Annotated in this window: 8 protein-coding genes and 2 pseudogenes; 8 read left to right on the top strand and 2 right to left on the bottom strand. The window is 43.5% G+C overall.

Translation table 11 applies throughout. The annotated features are described in order from the left end of the window. Nucleotides 1-23: 23 nt before the first annotated feature. Nucleotides 24-1,445: a MocR-like pyridoxine biosynthesis transcription factor PdxR gene (pdxR, locus tag QTN94_RS14430; RefSeq protein ID WP_331428030.1), complete on the bottom strand. Its 1,422-nt coding sequence runs from the start codon at nucleotides 1,443-1,445 to the stop codon at nucleotides 24-26. Nucleotides 1,446-1,541: 96 nt separating this feature from the next. Between pdxR and QTN94_RS14425 the strand changes: the two genes are divergently transcribed. Continuing rightward, nucleotides 1,542-2,201, top strand: a complete 660-nt coding sequence (locus tag QTN94_RS14425) for a pyridoxamine 5'-phosphate oxidase family protein (RefSeq protein ID WP_331417471.1) — start codon at nucleotides 1,542-1,544, stop codon at nucleotides 2,199-2,201. On the opposite strand, the pseudogene QTN94_RS14420 reads toward QTN94_RS14425, so the two are convergent. Then, a pseudogene (locus tag QTN94_RS14420) lies at nucleotides 2,198-2,470 on the bottom strand (helix-turn-helix domain-containing protein); the annotation flags it as partial. The gene QTN94_RS14425 and the pseudogene QTN94_RS14420 sit on opposite strands and share 4 nt — an antisense overlap. Here QTN94_RS14420 and QTN94_RS14415 point away from each other — a divergent pair. From QTN94_RS14415 to QTN94_RS14385, 7 genes and pseudogenes are all read left to right on the top strand, one after another. Further along, nucleotides 2,471-3,352 (top strand): annotated as a pseudogene (locus tag QTN94_RS14415) (HlyD family secretion protein); the annotation flags it as partial. Between the two features lie 196 nt (nucleotides 3,353-3,548). After that, entirely contained in the window at nucleotides 3,549-4,895 is a 1,347-nt protein-coding gene (locus QTN94_RS14410; RefSeq protein ID WP_331428029.1) for a magnesium transporter, read from the top strand. 728 nt (nucleotides 4,896-5,623) lie between these two features. Continuing rightward, the gene (gene codB, locus QTN94_RS14405) at nucleotides 5,624-6,862 is read left to right on the top strand and encodes a cytosine permease (RefSeq protein WP_331417476.1); all 1,239 of its coding nucleotides are present in this window, start codon (nucleotides 5,624-5,626) and stop codon (nucleotides 6,860-6,862) included. A gap of 9 nt (nucleotides 6,863-6,871) precedes the next feature. Next, nucleotides 6,872-8,149, top strand: a complete 1,278-nt coding sequence (locus tag QTN94_RS14400) for a cytosine deaminase (RefSeq protein ID WP_331417477.1) — start codon at nucleotides 6,872-6,874, stop codon at nucleotides 8,147-8,149. A gap of 232 nt (nucleotides 8,150-8,381) precedes the next feature. Beyond that, nucleotides 8,382-8,657 (top strand): hypothetical protein, encoded by a 276-nt coding sequence (locus QTN94_RS14395; protein WP_331428028.1) that lies wholly within the window; start codon nucleotides 8,382-8,384, stop codon nucleotides 8,655-8,657. A 13-nt stretch (nucleotides 8,658-8,670) separates the two neighbouring features. Beyond that, the gene (locus QTN94_RS14390) at nucleotides 8,671-9,372 is read left to right on the top strand and encodes a hypothetical protein (RefSeq protein WP_331428027.1); all 702 of its coding nucleotides are present in this window, start codon (nucleotides 8,671-8,673) and stop codon (nucleotides 9,370-9,372) included. 52 nt (nucleotides 9,373-9,424) lie between these two features. Beyond that, complete coding sequence (locus QTN94_RS14385; protein WP_331428026.1) at nucleotides 9,425-11,140, top strand: recombinase family protein; 1,716 nt, start codon at nucleotides 9,425-9,427, stop codon at nucleotides 11,138-11,140. Nucleotides 11,141-11,334: the final 194 nt, after the last annotated feature.

Here is an 11,334-nt window from a genome sequence, read left to right as displayed (position 1 = left end):
GATGTTTACTTTGCTTCATATCATCACGATTCAAACAACTCGGCAAGCGTTTGAATGTGCATTTCTATCTCGTTTAACGCAACGTTTCCAAAACCTAGTACTGCACCAGACCAGTCTCGTTGAGTTTGACTAGTATGTTCATAATAGCTCAAAGGACGAATCACGATTCCACGTTGTTTCGCTAAGTCCGTCCACTGCTGTTCATCAACATAACCTCGCCATTTAAGGGTAATGTGTAAACCTGCCGCTTGGCTGATGACTTCAACCTTATCCGCAAAATAGAGCGTGATCATTTCAAGCATTCGTTGATGCTTTAGCTTGTACAAACGGCGCATCTTGCGAATATGGCGGATAAGATCGCCTTCTGAGATAAAGTCTGCGAGAGCCGCTTGGGCATGAGTAGGTGAGTCCCCTGTTAGCGCATCTTTAATCATCAACGCCTTCTTAACCTGCGATTCCGGAACCACAAGGTAGCCGAGCCTCAAGCCGTTAAACATCACTTTGCTCAAAGAGCCAACATAAATCACATGATCGTCATAACCGGTTTTTGCCGCCAATCCCTGTAAACTTGGGTAAGGACGATGAGCAAACTGGAACTCACTGTCGTAATCATCTTCAATGATCCACCCCTGCCTCTGCTGCGCCCACTCAATCAACCTGAGTCGTTGATTGATATCGAGCGTTGTCCCCATTGGATATTGATTACTGGGTGTCACATAAATCACCCGTGCTTCGCTTTGCTCAACCCTCTCTAAATCGAGGCCATTTTTTTCTGTCACTGTCGCTTCAAGCAACGCTAAGTTGAACAGTTTGAGTACTTTAGCCATTTGTGTATAACCAGGCTGTTCCATTAACACACCTGAGTCCTGCTGCTTAGTTAACAACGCGGCAATGGCCAAAGCCTGCTGAGCACCAGATGTAATAATGATCCGGCTGGGCTGACAAACCACGGAGCGACTTGATGCCAGATAGCTAGATAGCGCCTGACGCAACGCCATATCTCCTTGCACCTCTTGCCCTCCTAATAACGAGGCTCGACCTAAGTGACGCATGAGTAGCCTTTGCCATTTCTGCTGAGGGAATTGAGCCAAATCAGGAACTCCGGGAGCAAACGCTTGATTATTAATCGAAGAGGTGGTCACACACTGAGGTTCGGCCCGCGCCACAGAGGTGGCAACAAACTGATCGGGCAGTTCAAGTGCGACGAAGTAGCCTGACCCGATGCGACTTTCTAAATAGCCTTCTGCGTGAAGCTGTTCATAGGCGTGTATCACGGTGTTTCGACTCAGATTGAGCTCTTGTGCCAGTTTTCTCGTCGAGGGAAGCTTTAAGCCTTTACCCCATAACTGCGCGACTATCTTGTTGCGAATCGCCTCAAACAACGCGGTTTGTTTGATGGTCGTCTTGTCATCAAGTTGCAAGTCGCCAATATCAATCAACGCCATAAAGTGGATCCATCCATTATCTAAAACTGGCTCTAAATTAAGATCCAATCTAAAGCTACATTAACGATAAATCAAACCGTTATCGAGGAGAGAGTCATGTTATCGACCACCAGCCGAACTGAAATTAAGAAAGGGGCGCATAAAGCCGTCAGCGACAGGCAAGCTTTGTACGACATCATCGATGAATCACTGGTCGCACATATTGCGATTACCACTCAGGATCAACCCTACGTGATCCCAATGCTCGCTTGGCGTGTTGACGACTATGTCTACATCCATGGCGCTCACAATAGCCGCTTATTGCGCAATTTAAAAAGTGGAACTCAGACATGTTTGACCTTCACTCTGTTTGACGGTTGGGTATTGGCAAGAAGTGCATTTCACCACAGCGCTCACTATCGCAGCGCGGTTGTATTGGGCCAGTTTACTCCGATTGAAGATCTGAGTGACAAAGACAGATTGCTCAATCACTTTATTGAGCAAATCGCGCCACAACGTACACAGGATGTCCGTTTAAGTAGCACTAAAGAGTTAAACGCCACCATGCTACTCGCTATTCCTTTGACAGAAGCGTCAGTGAAGATCAGTTGTGGTGAGGTAAACGACGATCAGAGCGATCTCTCACTAAACACTTTTGCAGGCTACCTACCCTATCGAACCGTTGTTGGTCCCCTAACGGCCGCCAGTGATTCCAAGCATCAGCACCTCCCTGATTACAGTCAGGCCTATGGTTCTCGTTGGCACGAGGAGACTTAATTCACTCTCTGCCCATCCAAAGCAAAATGCTGTATGTATTGGCTGGGCGTCATCCCGCGATTTTTCTTAAACATCCGATTAAAGCTCGCGGTATTTTGATAACCTAATCGTCTCGCCACGGTATCCGTGTCCACCCCTTTAGCCAGCATAGAGACAGCGATATTGCTCAGCACATAGCCACATACCGTTGAAAAGTTCATGCCCAGTTTTCTCAATGCTCTTTGAAGCTGTTGGGGCGACATAGCTAATAAGGAGCTAACATGCTCAAAGCAGCACAAGTGGCTCATCAAGTTTCGATTGAAGACATTGCCATTGCAAAAGCAACCTACACCTCGATGTTGCAGGACGTTAAGACGACTCAAAGTCGCTTAGCCTCAGCCAAAGCAGACTACGAGTTGCAACAGAAAATGCTTAAACGGTACCAAGAGCAGAACCGTGTGGTAAAAAATACCATTACTGCCAGTGATATCGATAAGCAGCAAACCACCGTTGAAAAAGCTCGACATAACATCGCAACGATTGAGTCTGAGTTAAGCAGTAAGAAAGTCGCGGCAGATAAAGCAAAGTTGGCGATTACCAAGTCAGAACTTACGGTTCAGAGCCGCCAAGCGGATTGGAAAACCGCAAGCGAACAACTGGCGAAAGCTCAATGGGACTTAGACAGCACCAAAGTCTATGCTCCGGCGGATGGATTCGTGACGAACTTTATTCTGCGAGAAGGTCAGCGCGTCTCTATGATGCCTCGCCTCCAAATGTACACCAATGAGAAATACGTATTAATGCGGGTTAATCATCAGGCTATCCGCAATGTCAAACCGGGTCAGCCGGCTGAATTTGCCTCTTCAGTCTACCCTGGTAAGATTTTCTCAGCTCAAGTAGAAGGTATTGTTGAAGCCACTGGTGAAGCACAGGGTAACTTATTAGGTATGGACCAATCCGTGCGCACGACAACGGGAAATAACTTGCAAAACAAGCACCACTTTGTGCGTCTGAAGATTGAAGAAGGTCAAGGCTACGATATACCTGTTGGTTCCGTCGGCTTGGCGTGGGTGAGCGGTGAAAAACCGATTGGATTCATGGCGTTTTTGGATGCAATTCGCGGAATTATCATCTGCATGAAATCGCAGCTTTACTACTTCTATTCCATTTAATCACTGCAAGGACACAAATATACCGCCAGCCCGTCTGGCGGTATTTGGTTCACCAGCGATTAATATGGCTTAAAAACGTCCACTCAACCTCAATCCAATGCTCAAACTATTGTCTGTGACTCGCTAGTGTATTGTTTTTCTGCTAATTTCAACTACCGTAATAAACAGAATCTCCGTATAAACAACGAGGTAGTTAGTGAGCCAGTTCCAAGATCTCTCCACCCTTATTGCGCAGATCGCGCAAGCAAATGAAGCCAATCAGATTAGCATTCTTAATAACGCGATCGAACTTGGTTTAGATTCCGGCTCTATTGCACTGGTTCTTGAAGCCTTTCCCCTAGAGGATCGTGTGCGTTTATGGCGCAGTCTCCCTCTTGAACTTCATATCGATGCATTGACCGATGCCCGTGCTGAAGTACGTCATTCTATTATCGACCAGCTTTCTGAAACCGAGTTGAAGCTAACTCTAGCAAAACTCGACAACTTATCGCTTATCGAATGGGCCGATTCTCTTCCTGAAGAGATCATTAATGAAGCCTTGCAGTTAATCGAGAAGGACGAACTTGAGCTCTACGACCAAGCAAACCAGTACCAAGACGATGAATTAGGTCGTTGGGCAGAACGTAAAGTGGTGACATTACCTTTTAGTATTTCGGTCGAAAAAGCGAAAGGGTTGATGGAGCGATACAGCTATGATGCACCGCAAAAAATCTACTTAATCAATAAAGCTAAACAGTTTCGTGGCATGGTAAGTTACATTGATCTACTCCGTGCCGATCCTGTTGAGAGACTGAAAAATCTCGCATTAGACAATATCGTGCCCCTCAGTGCTAAGCTGAGTTTGGCGGAAAGTATCGATGCTTTGGAGCACTCCCCTCTACCCGTTATGCCCGTCACTGACGAATCACAATTGCTGGTTGGTGAAATAGATTGGCAATTTGCTCTAAGCAGCCAACGCGAAATCTACGAAGCGCGATTAATGGCCGGTACCGGTATGGACGAAGGCGATGACCTGTTCGCTCCGGTTGTAAAGAGCTCACAGAAACGTGGGGTTTGGCTTGGTATCAACCTAATGACGGCGATTTTAGCCTCTGTCACCATCGGGTTGTTTGAAGATGTCATCGCCCAAGTCGTGGCATTAGCGGTTCTAATGCCGATTGTTGCCTCAATGGGCGGTATCGCAGGTAGCCAAACCCTTACCCTGATGATCCGCGCTATGGCTCTTAACCAGATCACAACGGGTAACCGTTGGGCGCTACTTAAAAATGAAATTGGCATTGGTTCGATCAACGGACTGCTGTGGGCATTGATCATCGGCGCGATTGCTGGCTTATGGTTTCAATCATCAATCCTCGGGGCAACGATCGCCTTAGCCATCATAGTCAACATTATTACCGCTGCTATGTTCGGGGTGCTGATTCCAATCGCACTGGATAAACTTAAGTTGGATCCCGCTCTTGCGGGCTCTGTAATCCTCACCACAGTCACGGACGTCGTTGGCTTCTTTGCTTTTCTTGGCACAGCGAGTTTGGTCATGCTGTAAAGGCAGAATTAGCAAATATGATATGAGTTGCATTTTGCAATTTCAATATGCAAAAAGAAAGCGTAAATATCTGCAAATACCCGCCGTTTTAGCGCAATTAGTCGCTATTAAAACTGGCACATATACTGCAATAGTATGCTTGACCCTTTTTAAGCCGAGGGTCACCTAGCCAACTGACGTTGTTAGTGAACCTGATTTGTTCACATTTATAGCGGCCAATCTCCGAACTTGAGATTGGCCTTTTTGTTATATGAAGAACTGACTCAAACCATCGGCTCTCTACATCAGAAACATTCTTTTTTTAACCTTTAAACCAAATCCACCCAACAAGCCAACATTAACACCACTCAAAGATCGAAAATTAACCACCCATATTAGAACAAAGCGCAATGATGATAAGAAAACGTTTGCTTATCTGAAGAGAATGGCTAGCACCAGCAAACACTAATTACAGAATGCCATATATGGCAACTTATACAAAAAATTCATATTTGCGTGAAATTTATCAGATTTAAGTTCAACTAAATTCATCTTTAATGTGAAATAAACATAAAAAAACAAAAACAATAACGCATTGTTTTTAATGCACTTAAAATAAACATATAAGGAATTTATTCAAAAAAATCACCTAGAGAATTGACAGCAAATTAAATATCAACATAATACGCGCCGTTTACCTAAAATATACTGACAAATTTTCATCATCATTCTATTTGCGGAGGTTATAGATGGCTGCGGACAATAACTACAGTCTTGGACCAGTACCGGACACAGCGAGAAAAGGCGTTGCTTCACTGACCATGGTCATGTTGGGACTGACATTTTTCTCCGCAAGTATGTGGACAGGCGGTTCACTTGGTACGGGGCTCTCATTTGACGATTTCTTCCTCGCAGTCCTAATTGGTAACCTCATTCTTGGCATTTACACTTCTTTTCTCGGCTACATCGGCGCTTCTACTGGTCTCTCTACTCACCTTCTTGCACGTTTCTCATTTGGTACTAAAGGCTCATGGCTTCCATCCGCTCTATTAGGTGGCACTCAAGTGGGCTGGTTTGGTGTCGGTGTTGCCATGTTTGCCATTCCAGTTCATAAAGCAACGGGAATTGACACCAACACCTTGATTATCATCTCTGGCCTGTTAATGACTGTAACGGTTTACTTCGGAATTAAAGCGTTAATGGTACTTTCAGCGGTTGCGGTACCCGCAATTGCTATCCTTGGTAGTTACTCTGTGTCTATGGCAGTAGACAGTGTTGGCGGATTGGCACAACTGCAACTTATTGAGCCTGAAACCCCGATGGACTTCTCAGTGGCGTTGGCAATGGTAGTAGGTTCGTTCATCAGTGCTGGTACCTTGACCGCCGATTTCGTTCGTTTTGGTAAAAAGCCAGCTGGCGCGGTACTGGTGACCATGGTGGCGTTTTTTATTGGTAACTCACTGATGTTTATCTTTGGTGCAGCAGGAGCGGCGGCAACAGGTCAAGCGGACATTTCTGATGTGATGATTGCGCAAGGATTACTGATCCCGGCTATCATTGTTCTGGGTCTAAATATCTGGACGACCAATGAAAACGCCCTATATGCATCGGGACTAGGCTTCTCTAACATTACAGGCCGTTCAAGCACCATAATGTCTATAGTCAACGGCATAGTAGGAACGATATTCGCTTTGTGGTTATACAATAACTTCGTCGGCTGGTTAACCTTCTTATCGACTGCAATCCCACCAATTGGCGGCGTAATCATTGCTGACTTTATCATCAACCGTAAACGTTATGGAAACTTTGCAAATGCCCAATTCAAAACCGTTAACTGGGCTGGTATTGTTGCTGTAGCCGTTGGCGTTGCGGCAGGTAAATTTATTCCGGGAATAGTACCGCTAAACGCTGTACTTGGCGGTGCACTTTGCTACGCACTTCTAAACCCACTATTCAACAAATACGCGCTGAAAACACAAGCAGCGTAAGGAAGCATCATGACAACGCTATTGATCAAAAACGTAACACTACCAGACCAAGAGGGTTTGAAGCAGATCCTGATTGAAGATGGTCAATTTAAGCAGATCTTAGACAACGATGCTGATTTGGCTTACCAAGGAAATCTTCTCGACGCAGAAGGTGGATTAGCTGTTGCGCCGTTTTGTGAACCACATATTCACTTAGATACCACCCAAACCGCAGGTGAGCCTAACTGGAACATTTCAGGCACTTTGTTTGAGGGGATTGAACGCTGGGCTGAGCGCAAAGAATTGCTTTCTATTGACGATGTCAAAACACGCGCTAAACAGACTCTGAAATGGCAAATTGCCAATGGTGTCCAACACGTCCGTACCCACGTTGACGTATCAGATCCAACACTGACTGCGCTAAAAGCGATGGTTGAGTTGCGTGAAGAGATGAAACCATGGGTTGATATTCAAATCGTCGCTTTTCCGCAAGAAGGAATACTCTCCTACCCAAACGGTAAAGAGTTGATGGAACAGGCAGTACAATTAGGTGCCGACGTGATTGGCGCAATCCCTCATTTCGAGTTCACTCGCGAATATGGCATTGAATCTCTGCATTATGCCTTCGAGTTAGCACGAAAATACGATTGCCTGATTGATGTTCACTGTGACGAAATTGATGACGAACAGTCGCGCTTTGTAGAAACCTTAGCAGCGCTCGCGCATAAATATCAGATGGGTCACAAGGTGACGGCAAGTCATACCACGGCTATGGGGTCATACAACGGTGCTTACGCTTCTCGCCTGTTCCGTTTACTGCGTATGTCTGGCATCAACTTTGTTGCGAATCCTTTGGTCAATATTCATCTTCAAGGACGCTTTGATGATTACCCTAAGCGTCGCGGTGTCACGCGAGTTAAGGAGATGCTGGCAGCCAATATCAATGTCTGCTTTGGGCACGATGATGTATTTGACCCTTGGTATCCGTTGGGCACGGCGAATATGCTACAAGTGCTTCACATGGGGCTGCATGTTTGCCAGGTGATGGGTTACGAGCAAATCAACAACAGTTTAGATCTCATAAGCACCAACTCAGCACGTACGCTGAACATTACCGACAAGCATGGCATCGAAGTCGATAAACCTGGCAGCTTGCTGATTCTACCTGCTGAGAATGGTTTTGATGCCGTCCGACGCCAAGTTCCTGTTCGATACTCTGTACGCGCAGGTAAGATCATTGCACAAACTCAACCTGCAACAACGGAAATACATTTGGATAGTACTGAAAGCGTGACGTTCAAACGCTAAGAAAACCCCACTAAGCTTTGCCATAGTATTAAAGTTCCCTTGTAACGTAAACAAAGGGAGAAGTTACAATGCTATCTACTGGAACTAACCAAAGTCTTAAACCAATTATTCACACTGCTGATCCTCGTGAGACATTGAAGTTTGTTAATCACAGTAAGCATTTAACACTATCTCAGGCTGTTAGGTTGCGTATGAGAATTGCACGTATGGAATACAGACAAGAGGCTAAATAATGTCAACTACAAGTGTATCAGGACTAACTCAAGAGTTTATCGATTCTAATTTTCGTAAGTACCACCTAAACACGATTTCTAAATGGGTGAAGGGTGACAGGGACGGGTTAACAGAAGAGTTAGCTAAATACTCAATTGATATCATGGTTAGTTGTGAAGGGTTTTCTATTTCCGAGATTGCAGAATCTACCTTACTAAGCCTTAAAGATATTCGTAAAACCTTCTATCCCGATGTGACAGATCAGGAATGGAAACAAATTAAATCAAACAAATAAGGAGAATTTTATTATGAAAAACGTATTACTATTTATCTTAACTTGCGGTATTTGGGGCTTAGTATTGCTTAACCGTAAATATGGCTTTAAGAGTGTAGCTATTGCCCTGACTATCTTCTTTGGTATGGCTGCTTTTGGTCATATTGTAGGTGATAAGCCTCAAGTGAATATTTCTGAGCAACAAAAACAACAGGCTTTAGATGAAGTATTCCCTTCTCAACCTGATCCTGAAGCAGAAGCTAAAAAGGCTTTAGCCGAGGCTAACCGTAACACTTCTACTATTATGTGGCGTGGTGGTATGGCAGATATTATCGATTATGCAAGTAAAGAGTATTACCAAGGGGGTTTTGTAGAAAGTCTAACACTAGTCCCTTCAGACGGTTATATCGTCCCCGTAAGTATTCAGAAAACCAATAACTGCGCTAAGGGACAGCAAACAGAAGTTACTTTCCGTATGGGTAGTAAAGGAGATTATGTAAAAGGTTGGAGAACCTGTTTAGAGAATGACACAGTAACTTATGAACCTAGAACCATAGAAGGGATCAACTTCGTACTAAACAAGATCCTGAACTATGAGCGAGTTTGCACAGAATCTAAAGAGTTTGGAGATTATGATTGCACATACCCTATCAATGATGATTCTAAGGTTATGTTTGAAGAATTATATCTCCCTAAGATTAAGAAAATATCTCAACAAAAGCAAAACGCTTTATAATATCTAACGGCAGTCCTTCGGGGCTGTCTCTTTTTATGTGTAGGAATTGTGTATGAACCTTTATGTATATAAGCGAGTCAGTAGCTCCAAGCAAGACAAGGAAGGCAAAAATTCTCTCAAGCTTCAGGTTAGTGATGAGTTGATCACCTCACTTTGCACTGAGTATAACCTTGCTAATGTCATTGAACTTAGACCAACTGTAGGATCTGCTTATAGTGGTAAACATATTTCCGAGGGTAGTGCCCTTTCAACTTTTATAGAAGATTGTAAACAAAATTTGAATAAAGGTATTTTAGCCGTTTATAGTCTTGATAGATTATCCCGTCTCAATTTCTCTGAGGGTAGACACTCAATTCTAGATCCTATTCTACGTAGTGGCGTTAGAGTTTATTCATACACAGATAACCATTTGTTTGAGTGGGGCGATCTTAAATCCTCAATTCTGGCTGACTTGATATTTAGTAGGGCTAATGAAGAAAGTACTACTAAATCTATACGTAGTACGGAGGCGATAGATAATGCTATCAAGGCATGGTTAACAGATAGAACTTTTACACCTTCTCTTACACGCTCTCCTTTCTGGATTGACAATAAAACTGGAAAAGTTATCTCTGAGCAATTACCTGTGATCCGTCATATCATTGAATCTCTATTAACTGGTAAAGGGTATAAGACTATTCAAGCAAGCCTGAAAGATGAATACAACCTATCATTCACACAATCCAACCTAAGCAAGATTAAGAGTAATTCCCACTACTTACTAGGAGATAAGGTTGTAACGGCTAAGGATGGCTCTCAGACGGTTCTAGAAGGATATTATGAAGCTGTCTGCACTAAGGAAGAGATTGTATTATTAAATAAGACTAAATCTATACAAAAGACTAAGGTTAAAGAGATCCCCCTTCTATCAAACCAAGGATTCTTATACTGCAAGCTTTGTGGAAAACCGTACCTAAGTAATGTGTTGAATGGATCACTTACCTACTATTGCTGTGGTAACAAGAAGCATAACAATGGCTGTAACCTAAACAGTGTTTCTGCAGGATTGATTGAAAGGGTTGTCCTACTCCTTACAGGTGACTTGTTAGATCAAGCTAATACAGATATAGATTTAATAGAGCTGGATAATAAGATTACTACCCTACAGGAAGAGGTGAGGGAGCTTACAGCAAGGTATAAAGAACGAAAACGAGCAAGTGTATTAGACCTACTAGAAGAGGCTGAGAACGCCTTAGAGGAGGTTTTAGAGGAGAGGGAGAATATTGTAAATTCCAATATGTTCTCTGATATCGATAAAGGTACTCTGAACCAACATTATAATAATGAAGATGTGTGGAGAGAAGATCACCCTGTACGTAACAAGGTAAGGGAAGATTTAAAGAAGGTGATAAGCCGCATTGATATTAGTAAACATTACACAACTGTATTAGATATTGCTAATATTGGTTACTTTAAGGTGGGTATCACTACAATTACAGGGGAGCACACAGAATTAGACCTATTACCAATGAATATACAAGGAAAAGAGGCTATTAAAATTAGTGGACACTCTCCTAAGCACTACTTCACACAAGGGCTGGTAGTGAATGAATTAGTAAAATGTGGGTTATTACCTAAAATGCTAGTGAAAAAGGGATTACATAAGAGCAAAGTGTTTAGTGAGTGGTGCGATAGAGTACGTAACAAGGTGGTTGATTCTGGGCTGTACAGTACTAATGAGGAATTGGTAGGAGTTTGGCAAGAGCAAGTAGAGAAATGGATGAAATAAAGGGTTATTACTGCACAAGTTAAAGCTAAGAGTGTGGGGAGTGAAAGGGAATATTGGCTAGGTCAGAAAGGTGATTACTATGTCATCGATATCAAGGTTATATTTAAGGCTGGTGGTACTCGTTGGCTCAGTGGTAGCCCTATTATGATTTGGAATGGTAAGCAATCAGTTTCATTTTCTGGGGATGATACCAC

This window comes from Vibrio sp. M250220 (genome assembly GCF_036533795.1).
Classification (GTDB): Bacteria; Pseudomonadota; Gammaproteobacteria; order Enterobacterales; family Vibrionaceae; genus Vibrio.
This window is presented reverse-complemented; position numbering and strand designations above follow the sequence as displayed.

Excerpts from the sequence above, each read along its gene's own strand:
- codB (WP_331417476.1), top strand. The coding sequence starts at position 5,624 with ATGGCTGCGGACAATAACTACAGTCTTGGACCAGTACCGGACACAGCG.
- pdxR (WP_331428030.1), bottom strand. The coding sequence starts at position 1,445 with ATGGCGTTGATTGATATTGGCGACTTGCAACTTGATGACAAGACGACC.
- QTN94_RS14425 (WP_331417471.1), top strand. The coding sequence starts at position 1,542 with ATGTTATCGACCACCAGCCGAACTGAAATTAAGAAAGGGGCGCATAAA.
- QTN94_RS14390 (WP_331428027.1), top strand. The coding sequence starts at position 8,671 with ATGAAAAACGTATTACTATTTATCTTAACTTGCGGTATTTGGGGCTTA.
- QTN94_RS14395 (WP_331428028.1), top strand. The coding sequence starts at position 8,382 with ATGTCAACTACAAGTGTATCAGGACTAACTCAAGAGTTTATCGATTCT.
- QTN94_RS14400 (WP_331417477.1), top strand. The coding sequence starts at position 6,872 with ATGACAACGCTATTGATCAAAAACGTAACACTACCAGACCAAGAGGGT.
- QTN94_RS14385 (WP_331428026.1), top strand. The coding sequence starts at position 9,425 with ATGAACCTTTATGTATATAAGCGAGTCAGTAGCTCCAAGCAAGACAAG.